Origin of the sequence: Ferrovum sp., assembly GCF_027317285.1 — a bacterium.
In the GTDB taxonomy this organism is placed as follows: Bacteria; Pseudomonadota; Gammaproteobacteria; order Burkholderiales; family Ferrovaceae; genus Ferrovum.
Genome location: NZ_DAHVHV010000027.1, coordinates 11281 through 28191 on the forward strand (window position 1 = coordinate 11281; position 16911 = coordinate 28191).

18 protein-coding genes are annotated in these 16911 nt (G+C 58.8%); 14 read left to right on the forward strand and 4 right to left on the reverse strand.

The window, feature by feature from the left end:
- The first annotated feature begins 5 nt into the window (after nt 1–5).
- The 11 genes from purN to M6F29_RS07280 all read left to right on the forward strand — a co-directional run bounded on the left by purN (nt 6) and on the right by M6F29_RS07280 (nt 12576).
- On the forward strand, nt 6–659 hold the full coding sequence (purN, locus tag M6F29_RS07230; protein ID WP_297478120.1) for a phosphoribosylglycinamide formyltransferase: 654 nt from the start codon (nt 6–8) through the stop codon (nt 657–659).
- Nucleotides 656–1999, forward strand: coding sequence for an RsmB/NOP family class I SAM-dependent RNA methyltransferase (locus tag M6F29_RS07235; protein ID WP_298158240.1), 1344 nt, complete (start codon nt 656–658; stop codon nt 1997–1999). The genes purN and M6F29_RS07235 overlap by 4 nt, the downstream gene beginning before the upstream one ends.
- 3 nt (nt 2000–2002) lie before the next feature.
- Complete coding sequence (locus M6F29_RS07240) at nt 2003–3259, forward strand: mechanosensitive ion channel family protein (RefSeq protein ID WP_298158242.1); 1257 nt, start codon at nt 2003–2005, stop codon at nt 3257–3259.
- A 56-nt stretch (nt 3260–3315) separates the two neighbouring features.
- A complete protein-coding gene (locus tag M6F29_RS07245) occupies nt 3316–4500 on the forward strand; it encodes a DesA family fatty acid desaturase (protein ID WP_366525959.1) in 1185 nt (394 codons plus the stop codon).
- A 105-nt stretch (nt 4501–4605) separates the two neighbouring features.
- Nucleotides 4606–6282 (forward strand): nitrite/sulfite reductase, encoded by a 1677-nt coding sequence (locus M6F29_RS07250; protein ID WP_298158246.1) that lies wholly within the window; start codon nt 4606–4608, stop codon nt 6280–6282.
- Nucleotides 6275–6772 carry a DUF934 domain-containing protein gene (locus tag M6F29_RS07255; RefSeq protein WP_298158248.1) on the forward strand — a complete coding sequence of 166 codons (498 nt, stop codon included), beginning with the start codon at nt 6275–6277 and terminating at the stop codon, nt 6770–6772. The genes M6F29_RS07250 and M6F29_RS07255 overlap by 8 nt, the downstream gene beginning before the upstream one ends.
- A 1-nt stretch (nt 6773) precedes the next feature.
- Entirely contained in the window at nt 6774–7478 is a 705-nt protein-coding gene (locus tag M6F29_RS07260) for a phosphoadenylyl-sulfate reductase (protein WP_298158250.1), read from the forward strand.
- Nucleotides 7479–7495: 17 nt separating this feature from the next.
- Nucleotides 7496–8449, forward strand: a complete 954-nt coding sequence (gene cysD, locus M6F29_RS07265; protein ID WP_298158252.1) for a sulfate adenylyltransferase subunit CysD — start codon at nt 7496–7498, stop codon at nt 8447–8449.
- A 24-nt stretch (nt 8450–8473) separates the two neighbouring features.
- Nucleotides 8474–9739: a sulfate adenylyltransferase subunit CysN gene (cysN, locus tag M6F29_RS07270; RefSeq protein WP_297456941.1), complete on the forward strand. Its 1266-nt coding sequence runs from the start codon at nt 8474–8476 to the stop codon at nt 9737–9739.
- A 69-nt stretch (nt 9740–9808) separates the two neighbouring features.
- Nucleotides 9809–10018: an EexN family lipoprotein gene (locus tag M6F29_RS07275; RefSeq protein ID WP_297478109.1), complete on the forward strand. Its 210-nt coding sequence runs from the start codon at nt 9809–9811 to the stop codon at nt 10016–10018.
- Entirely contained in the window at nt 10015–12576 is a 2562-nt protein-coding gene (locus M6F29_RS07280; RefSeq protein WP_298158254.1) for a sensor domain-containing protein, read from the forward strand. The genes M6F29_RS07275 and M6F29_RS07280 overlap by 4 nt, the downstream gene beginning before the upstream one ends.
- A gap of 6 nt (nt 12577–12582) precedes the next feature.
- Here the strand turns inward: M6F29_RS07280 and M6F29_RS07285 are convergent, their stop codons facing one another.
- The 4 genes from M6F29_RS07285 to M6F29_RS07300 all read right to left on the reverse strand — a co-directional run bounded on the left by M6F29_RS07285 (nt 12583) and on the right by M6F29_RS07300 (nt 15291).
- Nucleotides 12583–13032: a DUF1178 family protein gene (locus tag M6F29_RS07285; protein WP_298158256.1), complete on the reverse strand. Its 450-nt coding sequence runs from the start codon at nt 13030–13032 to the stop codon at nt 12583–12585.
- A 122-nt stretch (nt 13033–13154) separates the two neighbouring features.
- A complete protein-coding gene (locus M6F29_RS07290) occupies nt 13155–14318 on the reverse strand; it encodes a PEP-CTERM sorting domain-containing protein (RefSeq protein WP_298158258.1) in 1164 nt (387 codons plus the stop codon).
- Between the two features lie 361 nt (nt 14319–14679).
- On the reverse strand, nt 14680–14991 hold the full coding sequence (locus tag M6F29_RS07295) for an addiction module antidote protein (protein WP_298158260.1): 312 nt from the start codon (nt 14989–14991) through the stop codon (nt 14680–14682).
- Nucleotides 14992–14994: 3 nt separating this feature from the next.
- On the reverse strand, nt 14995–15291 hold the full coding sequence (locus M6F29_RS07300) for a type II toxin-antitoxin system RelE/ParE family toxin (RefSeq protein ID WP_298158262.1): 297 nt from the start codon (nt 15289–15291) through the stop codon (nt 14995–14997).
- A 134-nt stretch (nt 15292–15425) separates the two neighbouring features.
- On the opposite strand from M6F29_RS07300, the gene M6F29_RS07305 reads away from it, so the two are divergent.
- From M6F29_RS07305 to mads1, 3 genes are all read left to right on the forward strand, one after another.
- Nucleotides 15426–15677, forward strand: coding sequence for an AbrB/MazE/SpoVT family DNA-binding domain-containing protein (locus tag M6F29_RS07305; protein ID WP_298158263.1), 252 nt, complete (start codon nt 15426–15428; stop codon nt 15675–15677).
- Complete coding sequence (locus M6F29_RS07310) at nt 15674–16069, forward strand: type II toxin-antitoxin system VapC family toxin (RefSeq protein WP_298158264.1); 396 nt, start codon at nt 15674–15676, stop codon at nt 16067–16069. The genes M6F29_RS07305 and M6F29_RS07310 overlap by 4 nt, the downstream gene beginning before the upstream one ends.
- A 487-nt stretch (nt 16070–16556) precedes the next feature.
- Entirely contained in the window at nt 16557–16811 is a 255-nt protein-coding gene (gene mads1, locus M6F29_RS07315) for a methylation-associated defense system helix-turn-helix domain-containing protein MAD1 (protein ID WP_298158266.1), read from the forward strand.
- The last annotated feature ends 100 nt before the right edge of the window (nt 16812–16911 follow it).

Here is a 16911-nt window from a genome sequence, read left to right on the forward strand (position 1 = left end):
GGACCATGAACGCCGAGCGGCGGGTCGTCGTCCTGATTTCCGGGCGGGGGTCCAATCTGGGCGCTTTGCTGGAAGCCCGGTTACCGCTCCAGGTGGTGGCCGTCATCAGCCCCAGGGCGGATGCGGCAGGGTTGGGGCTGGCCCAGGCGCGGGGCATCCCCACCCGCGTCATCCCCGCCGAGGGGTATGCCGGGCGGGCGGACTTCGATCAGGCGCTGCAGCAGGCCATCGACGGCTTTGCGCCGGATCTGGTGGTGCTGGCCGGGTTCATGCGTATCCTGACGCCGGAATTCGTGGCGCACTATCAGGGCCGCCTGCTCAACATCCATCCCTCCCTGTTGCCCGCGTTCCCGGGGTTGCATACGCATCGTCGAGCCCTCGCGGAGGGCGTGGCAGTGCATGGGTGTACCGTGCATTTCGTTACCCCGGAACTGGATCGCGGACCCATCGTGGCCCAGGGGGTCGTGCCGGTAGTACCCGGGGATGACGAAGCAACTCTGGCGGCACGGGTATTGTCCATGGAACACCGGTTGTTCCCTTACGTATTGCGGGCCTGGGCGGAAAGTCGCTGGGTTCTGGGGGCGGACGGCCAGGTGCGGTGGTACGACGATTCACGAGAACAAAATTTACGCCTGCTCTGGGCAGGAGAGTTTCAATGACAAAAAATCGTTCCCCCTTGCGTGGGTCCGCCCGTCCTTCTTCCCCATCGCCGAAACCGCCGGAAGAGGCGGAAAATGGCGGGGTGAGGATCCCCCTCTTCGAGGCCCTGGTGGAGGCGCTGAGCATCCTGTTGGCGGGAATACGTCCGGCAGATCGGGTGCTCCATGACTTTTTTCGCGACCAGTCCCAATTGGGCGGGCGGGATCGTGCCTGGGTCACGGACCATTTTTATGGTCTGCTGCGCCACTGGGAATCCGTCACGGCCCTGGCTCCAGCCACGGCGCCCCGTCGCCTGGTGCTGGCCAGTTTGCAACGGGTTGGTGGACGCAGCACCCGAGAATTGCAGGGACTGTGCCGGGGAGACGAGGAACGGGACTGGTTGGCGGCGCTGGCGGCGCAACGTTTGCCCGATACCCCCTCGGTGCGTGCCCATCTGCCTGAATGGGTGGTGAGTGCCGTTCAGGAAGTCCTGCCGGAGGGCGAGTGGCTGGCATTGGGGTGGGCCCTGCAGAAACCGGCGCCTCTGGACTTGCGCGTCAATCTGCTCAAGGCGGATCGACCGGCCGTGCTGGCGGCTTTGACGGCGGCGGGGATCGCTGCCGAGGCAACGCCTTTGTCTCCCTGGGGCGTGCGGGTGCAGGGACGTCCTCTCCTGAATCGTTTGCCCCTGTTCACCGAAGGTTGGGTAGAGATCCAGGATGAAGGCAGTCAGTTGCTGGCCGCCCTGGTGGCCCCGCGCCGCCGTGACATGGTGGTGGATTTTTGTGCCGGTTCGGGGGGCAAGGCCCTGCATCTGGCCGCCCTGATGCATAACCAGGGACGTCTTTACGCTTTCGACGTGGCCGCGCGCCGTCTCGAACAACTCAAGCCGCGGCTCAAACGTTCGGGCGTTTCCAATCTCATGCCGGTGGTGATTGCGCGTGAAACCGATGACCGGGTCCGACGTCTCACCGGCAAGATCGATCGGGTACTGGTGGACGCTCCCTGCAGCGGGATGGGGACGCTGCGCCGCAATCCGGACCTGAAATTACGTCAGACCGCCGACGGGCTGTCGACCCTGGTCGACAAGCAGCGTCATATTCTGGAAGCCGCCGCCCAACTGGTCAAACCCGGCGGGCGCCTGGTCTATGCCACCTGCAGTCTGTTGCCGGCGGAGAATCAGATCCAGGCCCGGGAATTCACGGCGCGACACCCCGAATTCGTTCCCCTGGCGGCTTCCCAGGTCCTGGCGGAGCAGGGAATCATCGTGTCCGGCCTGGAGGACCCCTGGTTTCAACTCTGGCCCCAGCGCCACGGGACAGACGGATTTTTTGCGGCGCTTTGGCAGCGGCAGGGGTAAAGGATGGAACCGGCGGGTGATCCCTTTGCGGATCTGATCGAGTTTTTTCAGTCGCTGACCCAATACCGGCATGTCTGGCAGGTGCCCGTTCTGGCGGCCGCTCTTTCGGTGGGGCTCGGGGTTTCCCTGTTTCTGGGGAAACGGCTGGCCCATCAGAAGGTGGACCGGGAGAAATTGCGTCATCTCAGAAAAATTTTGTTCGCCGGGACCAGTGCCGTATCCCTGATGGCGTTGCGTTACTATTTCGGGCATGGACGCCATGCTCCCTTGTTGCATATGGCGCTGGCCCTGACCTTGGCCCTGGCGGTGGCGCGCATCGGGGTGTACGTCCTGAACTATGGGGTGGGGTCCAAACGGCTGGTCATTGTTCAGACCCTGTTCCTGCGTCTGGTGTGGGTGGTTTTTGCTTTGCATGTCACCGGGTTCCTCAACCCGGTGCGTGACTGGCTGGGGGGCGTCGACTTCCGCATGGGCGGAACCCGGATGACCCTGTGGCAGTTACTGCAGGGAACCCTGGTCATCAGTTTGCTGGGGGTGGGGGCATTGTGGCTGGGTTCCTGGCTGGAACGGCGTCTGGGGCGGGCCGAATCCCTGGATCCCCATGTGCGGGTCATCGTGATCAAGTTGACCCGCGGTTTCCTGTTCTTCTTTGCGGTGTTGCTGGCGCTGCCTCTGGTGGGGATCAACGCCACTTTTCTGTCAGTGCTGGGCGGAGCCCTGGGCGTCGGCCTGGGATTCGCCCTGCAGAAGGTGGCGAGTAATTATGTGAGCGGATTCATTCTGCTCATGGATCGGTCCGTGCGCATGGGAGACGTGATTACGGTGGAAGGGCGGCAGGGCACGGTAATCCGTCTGGACGCACGCTGCATCACCCTGTCGGGTACGGATGGGACTGCGTTCATCGTGCCCAATGAAACCTTTCTGACCCAGACCATCATCAATCATTCGCGCATGGGGAAGGGCGTCTGCCATGGTCTGACCATCGAAGTGTTCTATGAAACGGATCTGGTTGCCGTGCAGGCCCTGATGGAAGAAGCGGCCCGGCGTCAGGACCGGATCCTGGCCGACCCGGCGCCCGGTGCGGTGGTGGGCAAGATGACGGGGCACGGATTCGAAGTGACCCTGTATTACTGGATCCCTGATCCCGGAAAGAGCGACTCGGGGTTGCGTTCCGCCCTGATGCAGGAGATTCGCCAGGGATTGCGTACGGCAGGCATCAAGGTTCCTCTCAGGGACGGCGCACAGGCGATCCTGCCCTGATCTGTTATGATGGGGGTTTTTCCTGCAATTTTTCCTTCTTCAGAGGAGTGCGCATGATTCATTCCGGTATTTTGTCCCTGTCCTGGGTGGGCGATCTGGTCGCTGCCCTGGTGTTGACCCATATCACCATTGCCAGTGTCACCATCTTTCTGCATCGCCACCAGGCCCACCGTGCCCTTGAACTGGGGCGTGTGGCCAGTCATTTTTTTCGTTTCTGGCTGTGGCTGACCACGGGCATGGTAACCCGGCAGTGGGCAGCCATTCACCGCAAACACCATGCCAAATGTGAAACCCCGGAAGACCCCCACAGTCCTCAGGTATTGGGGTTGTCGCGGGTGCTGTGGGGCGGGGTATTCCTCTACGTCAAGGAAAGTCGCAATGCGGAGACCATGGCGCGTTTTGGGCATGGAACGCCCAATGACTGGCTTGAAAACCACCTTTACGCAGCCCACGAACGTTTGGGGGTGACCCTCATGGCGTTGGTGGACATGGCGTTGTTCGGACTGGTCCCGGGGGTGCTGATCTGGTTGGTCCAGATGGTGTGGATTCCCTTCTGGGCGGCGGGCGTCGTGAATGGGGTGGGTCATTTCTGGGGATACCGCAATTTCAACTGCAAGGATGCCAGTACCAACATCTTCCCCTGGGGCATTTTGATTGGTGGCGAAGAGTTGCACAACAACCATCATACTTTTGCAACCTCGGCCAAACTTTCTCATCGTTGGTATGAATTCGACATTGGCTGGATGTACATTCGCCTCCTGCAGGGCCTGGGACAGGCGCGGGTCAAGTCGGTGGCGCCCCAAGCGCAATTTGACCCGGCCAAGCGAGAGTGCGACCTGGCGACCCTCAATGCCATCATCCGCAACCGTTATGACGTCATGAGGCGTTATACCCGGGAACTGGCCACGACCTGTGTGCAGGAATTCCATCGTCTCGGGGAGTCCGTCAAATCGCCTTCGCTCTCCCGGCGCGAGGTGACCGCCATGATCGGGCGCTGGCTGCATCATCCGGATCACGAACTGCCCGGGGCCGAGCGCCATACCCTGGCTCGGGTGATGGAAGTCAGTCGTCCGCTGGGCACGGTGGTTCAAATGCGCCGCGAACTGGAACAGTTGTGGACGCGCACCAATGCCAACGCCGAACAGTTGCTGGAGCAACTGCGCGACTGGTGTCGGCGTGCCGAAGACAGTGGAATTCAGGAATTGATGCGCTTTTCGCGAACCTTGCGGGCCTATGCCTGAGTGTATTATTTTTAATTGTTATAACAGTCCAACTTTATATTCTTTGTTTGAATAAAGAGCGCTCGTTAGAATGGTCTTCATTCCGATGAAGTGGAGAAGACGATCATGTACCAATATGATGAAATCGACCAGCGTCTGGTGGAGGAACGGGTGGCCCGTTTTCGGGACCAGACCCGGCGCTTTCTGGCCGGCGAGTTGTCTGAAGACGATTTTCGTCCCTTCCGCCTTCAGAATGGTTTATATATTCAGCGGCATGCGCCCATGTTGCGGGTGGCCATTCCCTATGGGGTGCTGAGCGCCGCCCAGTTGAGGCGTCTGGCCTGGATCGCGCGTACCCATGACCGGGGCGTGGGGCATTTCACCACCCGTCAGAACATTCAGTACAACTGGGTCAAACTACCTGAGGTGCCGGATATTCTGGCCGCACTGGCCGAGGTACAGATGCATGCCACGCAAACCAGCGGCAATTGCGTGCGCAACACCACCACCGACCATTTTGCCGGGGTGGCTGCCGACGAATTGGTCGATCCGCGCGTCACTTGCGAGTTGATCCGTCAATGGTCCACCGGGCATCCGGAGTTTGCCTTCCTGCCGCGCAAGTTCAAGATCGCCGTCAACGGGGCGCGCGAAGACCGTGCGGCGACGGGGGTTCATGACATCGGGTTGCAGGCGGTGCAGGATGCGACGCAGGGCCTGGGGTATCGGGTACAGGTGGGCGGCGGCCTGGGACGGACCCCCATGGTGGGCGAGATCGTCCGGGAGTTTCTGCCGGCCCGCCATCTGCTGACCTATCTCGACGCCATTCTGCGGGTGTACAACCGTTACGGGCGACGGGACAACAAATACAAGGCACGCATCAAAATTCTCGTCAAAGCCATGACCGTGGCGCGTTTTCAGCGGGAAGTGGAAACGGAATGGCAGCACTGGAAGGATGGTCCGGCCACGCTGGTGGACGAGGAAGTGGCACGGATCGAAGCCCGCCTCAAGAAACCGGCCTACCGGTCTCTTCCTGCCGGGATTCCGGCAACGCTGGCCGCGCGTCTGCATCACGATAAGGACTTTGCCTTCTGGTTTCGCCAGAACCTTCATCCGCACAAGGTGCCAGGGTATACCAGCGTCGTTCTGTCCCTGAAAAGTCCGGATCAGCCGCCGGGCGATGCCAGCGCAGCGCAGATGGACGCGATCGCCGACTGGTCGGAGCGCTTTGGCTTTGGCGAAATCCGGGTCAGCCACGAGCAGAACCTGATCCTGCCCGACGTGGCTCTGGGCGACCTGCCGGCACTGTATGATGCCCTGTGCCCCTGGGGTCTGGCGACGCCCAACGTGGGATTGCTCACCAACATCATCGCGTGCCCCGGAGGGGATTATTGTTCCCTGGCCAATGCGCGCTCCCTGCCGGTGGCCAAGGCCCTGCAGGACAAGTTTTCCGATGCGACCTGGGTACGTGCGCTCGGTCCTCTCGACCTCAATATTTCCGGGTGCATGAACTCCTGCGGGCACCACCATGTGGGTCACATCGGGATTCTGGGCGTGGATAAGCATGGGCGTGAGTACTACCAGATTTCCATTGGCGGGGCGCAGGAGCCGGCCCGTCTGGGCAAGGTCATCGGTCCTTCCCTCACTCCGGAAGAAGTGCCCGATGCCCTCCAGGCCATGCTCGAGGTGTACTTGAAACTGCGCCTGAGCCCTGCGGAAAAATTTACGGATACGGTGGAGAGGCTGGGAATTGCGCCTTTCCGTGATGCGGTCTATGCACCCAATCAGGAGGTGGCCTGTGCGTGAAGTCGTGGTGAATCGTCAGATCGTGCCGGATACCTGGGGCCGCTTCAATCCGGAGCAGCCTGAGGCAGGCGGGGATCGGCTGTATCGTCTCGAGGAATGGCAGGCGGTGCGGGCACAGGCCAGCGCGGGTCGGGCCGGATTATGGGTGGAGACCGACCAGGATCCGGAGGTGCTGCGTCCCTATCTGCCGGAACTGGCCTTGATTGCGATCCATATCGGCAGTTTTGCCGATGGACGGGGACATAGTCTGGGACGCCTGTTGCGCGAGGTCTATGGTTACCAGGGCGAGATCCGGGCAGTGGGCGACGTGTTCCAGGATACCGTCAATGAACTGGAGCGTTGTGGCTTCAACGGGTTCTCACCCCGACCGGGAGAAACGGCAGCCAATCTTCTGCGCGGCCTGGGCCTGTTCAGCGAGGCCTACCAAATTTCGGTGGAACGACCGGAGCCCCTGTTTCGGCGGCGCTTGTCCCACCCTTCCGGAGGTTGACATGACCCTTTCCCGAATCGATCAATTGGAACAGGATTTGCGGGCGTGGCTGTTGCGTACCCCGGCCCTGTCCCTGGCCAGCAGCCTGGGGGCCGAGGACATGGTGATCACCGATCTGATCTGTCGCAAAAATTTACCCATCCGTATTTTTACCCTGGATACGGGGCGGTTGCCGGAGGCGACTTATCGTTTGCTGGATCGGGTTTTCGAGCATTATGGACGGCGCATCGAAGTGTTCTGGCCCGCCCTGGAGGATGTGGAAAAACTGGTCAGGGAACAGGGAGTCAACGGGTTTTATCATGGTCTGGCAGCGCGTCGTGCCTGCTGCGGCGCACGTAAGGTGAAGCCGTTGGCACGGGCACTGTCCGGGCAGCAGGGCTGGATCACCGGATTGAGGCGGGATCAGTCGCCCACCCGCAGTGATCTCGTCGCTGAAGCCTGGGACGAAGGGCATGGATTGGTAAAATACAGTCCCTTGCTGGACTGGAGTCGGGAAGAGGTCTGGTCAGTCCTGAAAGAATACCGGGTGCCCTACAACGCATTGCACGATCAGGGCTATGCCAGCATCGGTTGTGCGCCCTGTACGCGCGCGGTCCAGCCGGGAGAGGATGAACGGGCCGGACGCTGGTGGTGGGAATCTTCCGACAGCAAGGAATGTGGCTTACACGTCGCCTCAGAAGCAGAAACGGCAATACAGGAATCATGAAAGGAGAAAGCGGTTCCATGAAGTCAACCCAAGCAGCGACACTCACTTCCCCCCCCTCGCCCGGCGGCGCCTGGGCTCCCTGGGATCATCTCGACCGACTGGAGTCGGAAGCCATTCATATCCTGCGCGAAGTGGCGGCCCAATGTGCCCGTCCGGTCCTCCTCTTCTCGGGCGGAAAGGACTCCATGGTGGTTCTGCACCTGGCCCGCAAGGCTTTTTATCCCCAGCGTCTCCCTTTTCCGCTGATGCATGTGGATACCGGGCATAATTTTCCGGAGGTGATCGAGTTTCGCGATCAGGTGGTCAAAGGCCTGGGGGTGGACCTGATTGTCCGTTCGGTGGAAGAGTCCATTCGTCAGGGCCGCGCACGCGTGCGCTTCGAGACGGACAGCCGGAACGCGTTACAGGCGGTCACCCTGGTGGATGCCATCCATGAGTTCGGATTCGATGCGTGCCTGGGCGGCGCCCGCCGGGATGAGGAAAAGGCCCGCGCCAAAGAAAGAATTTTTTCCTTTCGCGATGAATTCGGGGGCTGGGACCCAAAAAACCAGCGGCCCGAGTTATGGGACCTTTACAATGCCCATGTCCATCCCGGTGAAAACATGCGGGTTTTCCCCATCAGCAACTGGACCGAGGCCGATGTCTGGGAATACATTGCCCGCGAGCGGCTGGATCTGCCTTCCCTGTACTTCGCCCATCGCCGGGAAGTCGTGGCGCGCGGAGACCAGTGGATTCCCGTCACGCCCCTGACCCCGCCCAGAGCGGGTGAGCAGGTGGAAGAACGCTGGGTTCGTTTTCGTACCGTGGGGGACATGACCTGCACCTGTCCGGTGCCTTCCGAGGCCCGTACCCTGGAGGACATCCTGCGCGAGACGGCCACCAGTACCCTGACCGAACGGGGCGCGACACGTACCGACGATCAAACCTCCGAAGCCTCCATGGAACTGCGTAAGAAACAAGGTTATTTTTGAAGAAAAATATTTGGAATCCGTGATATGGAAAATAAACTGAAGAACTGTCAAGAGATTTTGCGGTTCATCACCTGCGGTTCCGTGGATGATGGAAAAAGTACCCTGATTGGACGTTTGCTGCTCGACAGCCGCTCCGTACTGGCGGATCAATGGGCCGCCATCGAAGCCACCTCCACGCGCCGCGGCCAGTCCCAGGTAGACCTATCCCTGCTCACCGATGGACTGCAGGCCGAACGCGAGCAGGGGATCACCATCGATGTGGCCTATCGCTACTTCAGCACCCCGGCGCGCCGTTTCATCATTGCGGACACCCCGGGCCATGCCCAGTACACGCGCAACATGGTGACGGGGGCAAGTACGGCGGATCTGGCGATCCTGTTGCTGGATGCGCGCAAGGGGGTGGTGGAACAAACCCGCCGGCATGCACAGATCGTACGCTTGCTGGGGATTCGCAAGGTGGTGATTGCCGTCAACAAGATGGATCTGGTGGCCTATGGACAGGAGGCTTTTGAACGGGTCAGGCAGGAGTTTCTGAGTTTTGCGGCACCCCTGGATTTTCGGGATATCGAGTTCATCCCGCTGAGCGCATTGAACGGGGATGGCGTGGTCCTGCACGGGGACCACATGCCCTGGTACGTGGGTCCAACGTTGCTTGAATTGCTGGAGACGGTGGCGTTGGACGAAGAGGCCCTGAACTCAAGTTTCAGGTTTCCAATTCAGTTGGTTGCGAGACTTTCTGAAGAAAATGGAGAAGAACGGCGCGGCGCGCAGGGACGGGTGGAAAGCGGCACGGTAGCGGTGGGGGACGAGGTCGTTCTTCTGCCCGCAGGACGAAGGAGCCGCATTTCCGCGATCGAGACCTATGGCGGACGAATTCCCCAGGCCCGGGCAGGACAGTCGGTTACCCTGGTATTGACCGATCAGGTCGACATGTCCCGGGGAGACATGATTGCCAGTGCCGCACATCCGCCCAGAACCGATAAGAACTTCGAGGCCCTGGTATGCTGGTTCTCCGACAAGCCCTATGATCCGGCACGCCGTCTTCTGATCCAGCAAACCACCCGTTGCCTGCAGGGCAAGGTGGACAGCGTCAGCGCCCGTCTGGATATTCAGACCTCCCAATTGATTCCCTCGCCAGCGCAAGTGACCATGAACGACCTGGTGCGCATGGGATTCAAGGTTCAACAGCCTCTGGCTTTTGATCGTTATGAAGACATTCGCACGACGGGCAGTTTCATCCTCATCGATGCCTTGACTCATGACACGGTGGCGGCGGGCATGATCGTTTGAGGAAGCCTGCGCACAGCAGGGCTTGAATCGAGTACCATGACGACTGTGTCATCACCGAGGAGTTTGCCCATGAAAATTTTGTTATGTGGCGGGGTATTCGCCTTGCTGTTGCTGACGGCGTGCGAGGATACCAAGACCAAGGAGTATTACCTGGATCACCCCGATGAAATTGCCTCGGACCTTGCCGAATGCCAGAAATCAGGTAAAAACACCTATAACTGCAATCAGGCGACCCTTGCCCAGTATCAACTGAAGCCCAAGGCCGCACCGGCACCATGAGCGACCGCGTCGTCGACGCATCCGCCGAGGCCGGGCCCGCTCAGGGAGACTGGGCGCTGGCTCGGGAAAAACGCATGCATGAGATCATCCTGAAGATTGCCAGCGATGGTCTCCACGTCCTGGATGCCAAAGGCAATCTGGTGACCATGAGCGACTCCTTTTGTGCTTCCCTGGGCTACGAACGTCATGAGTTGTTGGGGAAACACATTTCTTTCTGGGATGCGTCCTTTCAGCCCGGAACCTTTGAAGAGCGCATGGGTTCCCTGCAGGAAGTGAACGACCAGACCTTTGAAAGTCAGCATCGCCGCAAGAATGGCCAGATCATCGACGTGGAAGTGCATGCGCGCGGGTTTCAGGTGGAGGGCGAGGCTCTGTTGTTCTGTTCCTCCCGCGACATTTCGGTGCGCAAGCAATCCGAATCCCTGATCCGACTCCAGGCCGGGGCCCTGAACAACAGTGTCAATGCCATTGCCATCGCCGATGCCACCCTGCCCGATTTTCCCCTGGTCTATGTCAATCCTGCCTTTGAACGGATTACGGGCTACTCATCGGTGGAGGCCATCGGGCGAAATTGTCGCTTTCTCCAGGGCGAGGATCGTGCCCAACCGGAGTTGATGTCCGTGCGCGTGGCCTTGATGAGCGGGGTTCCCGTCAAGGCCACGGTACGTAATTACCGCAAGGACGGCAGCATGTTCTGGAATCGTTTCCAGATCGCCCCCGTCCAGGACAAGGAAGGGGGATTGACCCACTTTGTGGCCATCATCAATGATGTGACCGAGCGCAAGTTATCCGATGACTACGTTCGCCTGGTTTCGCAGGTATTCCTGCATGCCGACGAAAGCATCTTCATCACGGACCCCCAAGGGCATATCATCGAAACCAATCCGGCTTTCACGCGGACCACCGGCTACAATCGTGAGGAGGTGCTGGGACGAAAACCGGGATTTCTGCAGTCGGCACGTCATGAGCCGGGTTTTTTCTCCAAGTTATGGGACATGGTCCTGGAACAGGGCCACTGGTCTGGAGAAATCTGGAATCAGCGCAAGAACGGCGAGGTCTATCCGGACAAACTGACCCTGTCGGTGGTACGCAACCAGGATGGAACGATTCTCAGCATCGTTTGCGTGTCTTCCGACATCACGCTCCTCAAGGCGCAACAAAACGAGTTGGAACTGATTGCGCTGCACGATGTCCTGACCGGGTTGCCCAACCGTGCCCTGCTCAATGACCGGCTGAGCATGGCTTTGGCCGATGCCCGTCGGTTCGGCAAGAAAATGGCCCTCTGTTTCATCGATCTGGACGGGTTCAAGCCCATCAATGACCAGTTTGGTCACGACAAGGGAGATCAGGTCCTGGTGGCGGTGGCCCAGCGCATGATCGCCACCCTGCGCGCCACGGATACCGTGGCCCGGCTGGGCGGTGATGAATTTGTGGTGGTACTGTCCGAGATCAGCAACGAGCAGGAATTGATCGTTACCCTGCAACGGATCATGACCGCCATTGCCTTGCCCCATACCTTTGGGGATCAGGAGGTGGTGGTGTCGTCAAGTCTGGGGGTGACGGTTTACCCGGATGACGAGGTGGACGCCGAAACCCTGTTACGTCATGCCGATCAGGCCATGTACCGGGCCAAGGGGAAAGGCCGCAACTGCTTTCACTTCTTCGATGTGGTCGACGAGCGTAACGCACATCTGCGCACGGAAGGAAGGACCCGCGTGGAGCAGGCTCTGGAGAGCAGCGAATTCGAACTCTACTATCAACCCAAGGTGAATCTCGGGACCGGGCAGGTGCTGGGCATGGAGGCCCTGATCCGCTGGAATCATCCGGAACGGGGTGTGCTGCTGCCGCGGGAATTTCTGCCCATGATCGAAAACACGGACGTTGAAACGCGCATTTCCGAGTGGGTCATCGAAACGGCCTTCAAACAGCGGGAAGACTGGAAGGTCGATGGACTGGACTTCGGGGTCAGCGTCAATCTGCCCGCCCGTCATCTGCATACCTCCGGGTTTTCTGATTTCATCGGTCGGATGATGCGGCGCTATCCCACCGAACCGGCCCCCAATTTCGAACTCGAAGTGTTGGAATCGGTGGCCTTGTGGGACATTCCCCAGGTCACCCAGGCCATGGAAGCCTGTCGTCATCATGGGGTGAGTTTTGCCATCGATGATTTTGGAACGGGGTATGCGTCGCTGGATTACCTCCGGCGCCTGCCCGTGAGCGTGATCAAGATAGATCAGAGTTTTATCCGGGATATGTTGACCGATCGGGAGGATCTGGCGATCGTGGAAGTGGTGATCAACCTGGCCGAGGTATTTTGCAAGGAAGCCATCGCAGAGGGGGTGGAAACAGAGGAGCAGGGCATCGCCTTGATCTGCCTCGGATGCACCCAGGCCCAGGGGTTCGGCATTGCCCGGCCCATGCCGGCCCCACAGGTGGCGGACTGGTGTCGGCAATACCAGCCGCCGCTGTCCTGGCAGAAGGCCAGCAAAAACCGACCGGCGCGGCTGACTTCCCTGCCGGACAAAATCGACTGGTCCCGGTATACCCTGGGTTCCTGAAACCGATCAGTGCACCGTGCCCGTGATGCTTTCGTCCGGCACCGTCATCTCTCCCTCCTCCGCGGAGGAAGCATTCTCGAAAACCACGATGGTGGGGCTCCCGGCGACCATGGATTTTTCTTCTTCGGAGAGAGAGGCATTCAGGTTGGTCAGAACGGACTGGATCAGTTTCAGTTGGAAAACGGTGAGGGCCTGAATGGTGGCCACCAGGACGACCGAGGGGGTCTGGGCTGAAAGGGGCGCGCTCAGGCGCGACAGAACTTCGCTCAGAGGAACGGCAGGCTCCTGGGAAGCGTCCGCCGCAACCTGAGGCACGGGCGCAGCCGTGACCTGGGGTGACTGACAAAAAGGGCAGGTGACGTAACCGCGTCCCAACTGGGCCGAGAAACTTTCTTCGGAGGCAAACCAGCCTTCAAATCCATGCCCCAAAACACACTTCAGAGAATAACGGACCATGCCACACACCCAAAAAACGGACTGTCCATTTTAGCACGGATTTGCAGCATGCCGTGATGACCCGATGGAAAAGCCCCCCCCCATGGGATCGATGGAGGGGGCATAAAGTACGCAATAGGGAGTTAGGCGTACGATGCAGACCGGTGTCGAGTGAAGCCGAACCAACAGACTCCGGCCAGTCCAGTCAAGAACAAGAGGCCAGTGGAAGGTTCCGGGACGGCGGAAGATCCCCCTCCGGTTGTCGGCAGGGTCAGACCAGTGATACCGGAAAGGCCAAAGCCCATGTACCGGGCACCGGCGCTATAGTTGTACTGACCCACCAACCCTTGTTTGGCATAGTTAAAGTAAAGCAGGTTATCTCCATTGGTTCCGCCACCTGTCGTAGCGAATAACTGCCCCTTTCCAACGGTGTCGATGCTTGAAATTACCCACCCGTTAGAGCCCATGACGGCATTTACGTTTATCCCGGAGACGATGGCTCCGGCGGGGGTGATCTGGGTGATCAGGCTGGACCCGGCCGCGATCAAATCACCGGAAAACGGATCGTACGCCAAGTTGAACATGCCCGGCTGATTTGTCAAAAGGGCTGTGGTTTTGCCGGTGGCGAGGTTGAGAGTGCCAAAGTTTCCGGTGGAAGTTCCAAAAAATCCACCAGAGGTGTAATACATCGTATTGTTTTTTGGATCGAAGGCGAGGCTTGAGATGGCCGTATCACTGCCGCTCAGAGGTAAGACGGTACCTGATCCTCCAAAGGGGTTGATCGGGAAAGAGGCCACTGAACCACCCCCTCCAGCGGTCCACACTTTATTGCTGGGGCCAACGGCCATATCCACGTTATTCATGTAACCGGGATCCGTGGCGGTAGCGATGTTCCCCGTTGAGGGGTTCACTTGATAAACGGGTGAGGGGAAAAAGCCTCCTCCCGATTGCCCCCCTCCCACCAGCAATTGCCCGTTGGCAGGATTCATTACAATGCCATTGGCAGTGGTACCATACCCTGTGGCGGCGATGGACATCGAGGAATTCGAATAAGTAATGGCCCCGGTCTGTGCGGAAACGGTGGCCGCCATTTCGAAAATATTTCCAGTCGTAGCCCCTTGATTTCCCATCGTGTAATACAAATTGTCGGTGATTGTCGATGCTTCACCGGTCACTGACCACACTGATAAGGAAACCCCCGCTGCCACAGTCAGAAACCTGCTCAACGTCCGTTTTGTCTTTGTTTCTTTTGTTTCGGCTCTCCGTTCAGCCAAGGTTTTCCTGGTATTACGCTTGGTTTTAATCATTTTCCCCTCCCCGTTTTATCTGATAATTCCTAACCCTGTTGAAAATCACGGTGTCTCGTCTGGTCCCAGTGAAGCAACGCCGAACACTACTGTTCCGGTTTTATCCAGAAGTCATTTGATACAGGATGGGATTCATGTTAGCGGTGGGTCTTGGGGGGTGACAATCCCTCCGTTGGGGGGGATGAAGGCTGCTGGTGCCAGCGGAGGCTGATGGTCACACTGTGTCGCAGGGCCGGAAACGTGAACTTGTCAGGCTCCCCGATACATGTGTGGTCAGCTAGGCCATGACCACACAAAATCAAGGCGAAGCATCGCCCTCTGTTTGGACCCCGCAATCCAGTCCTTTGACCCCAAAAGGGTTTTAGGCGGCACGGTGTGCTGGCTGCGCGACCAGACGCACGCCAAGGGCTGCGCACACACGGCTGATGGTATCGAAGCGCGGTTCACTGCCTGGCCGAAGGGCCTTGTACAGGGCCTCCCGCGTGATACCGGAATCCTTTGCAACCTGCGTCATGCCTCGCGAGCGGGCAATATCGCCGAGCGCGGTCGCCAGCAGTGCCGGGTCGTTCTCTTCAAGAACGGTAGTGAGGTACGCCGCCACGTCTTCTTCGCTGTTTAGGTACTCGGCTGCATCGAACTCGGGGAGTTCGGAAACCTTAATCTTCTTGGTCATGGTTCAATCCTCCAAAGACTTTGCCAGGTCGATTGCCTTATTGATGTCGGCCTGCTGCGTTGACTTGTCACCACCGCCGAGCATCACGATTAGCGCGTCACCCGTTCCGTCATACATGCGCCAGCCTGGCCCGAAGTGTTCGCGCATCTCGTACACACCTTCCCCCACCGACTCCACATCGCCCAAGTTTCCGAGTTGGACCTTACGCAAGCGCTTGTTGAGACGCTGCCGGGTCAGTCCATCCTTCAGGCCCTTGAGCCAGTCAGAGAACTCTTCGAGATGTTTTACCGCGTAGGCCATATTTGAATCGTAATCGAGTGATTACATGATGTCAAGGCACAGCACAAACAGATCGTTTGACGGATATTGATGATAAGGCGTTTTTGCATTACTCTACAAAGCATCAACCTGCGAGATTGCGAGGGCACAACGCCATGACCACATTGACTGTTACCGCACGGGGACAAGTGACGTTTCGGAAGGACGTACTGCAACACTTGGGCATCAGGCCAGGCGACAAGATCGAGTTGGACTTACTGCCAGATGGTCGGGGCGTACTCAGGGCGGCACGGCCCGCTGGGACGATATCCGGTTTCGTCGGCCTACTTTCGGGCAGGACGCAGAAGGTAGCCACCATCGAAGAAATCAACGAGGCGGCTGCGCAAGGATGGGCAGGCAAGAAATGAAGGTCTCAGTAGATACCAATGTCCTTGTGCGTGCTGTTGTGCGCGACGATCCCGAGCAAGCGGACGTTGCTGCCACAGTCTTGACCGACGCCGAGTTGATTGCGGTAGCAACGCCGTGCCTATGCGAATTTGTTTGGGTGCTGCTCCGGGTATATGGCTTCCAGCAAGCCGACGCGGCCAGCGCAATCCGCGCACTACTTGCCGCTGCGAACGTGGAGGTGAACAGGCCAGCCGTAGAGGCTGGCCTGCGGGTGCTCGACGCAGGCGGAGATTTTGCCGATGGTGTTATTGCCTACGAGGGCAACTGGCTTGGTGGAGAAACCTTCATTTCCTTCGATAAGAAGGCGGTGGCACTACTCACGGCCCAAGGACAATCAACGCGTCTTTTGTGACCGAGCGACGGGCTCTCAACACCGATGCCGCGTTCTTTCAGTTCGTTCACGATCCGCAGCAGGTCTTGAAGGCTGTGTCACCAGCGGTCCGAATTTCCCATAAAACAGCGGGATGAAATTCCCGAAGGCAAGTTTGAGCAGGGCTTTGGTTGAAAGCGAAGGTCGGTTTGCCGCAGGGGTTTCATTCGCCTACCAATCGCGCAATAAAACCCGCTTGATTCGTCAACGCGTAACTCATTGATTAAAAATGGTTGTGCAAAAATATCTTGCGGACTTCGTGCCGTGTTCTGGGGGATCGAGTTGGAGAGAGAAGAAGCACCGCCTCCGTTCCCAGGGAAATGTCGCAATACTTTATCTTCGGACAGGCCGGAGCCCACCCTATGAGTCGCGAGAATTGGACAATGTTTGTATGTCCCTGCCATTTGTCGTTGCTGTCTTGAAAATTTTACACTATCCTGTCGTGGTTTGACCTAAACTGGCCATCACCATGTCTACAAGTACCAGCGAGAGCGAGATCCTCACCATCAAGCAGGTCGCCGACTATCTGAAGGTCACGGAGCGGACGATCTACAGACTGGCGGCAGACAAAAAGATCCCAGCCTTCAAGGTTGGCGGGACGTGGCGGTTTTCGCGTGCGGACATCGACAACTGGATCAAGCAGAAGTCGATGGAAGGACTCGACACCGGACGCGACGGAGATGATACGGCCAAGGTCCAAACGAACGATGGGGAGTATGCGTGATGAGTTATTACAACGATGCACAGTTCGAAGCCATGATGGCAGACATGGAGTCGGATCGCGCCGAGCGCAAACAGTCTTTTCAGGGGGACGCACCGCAAAA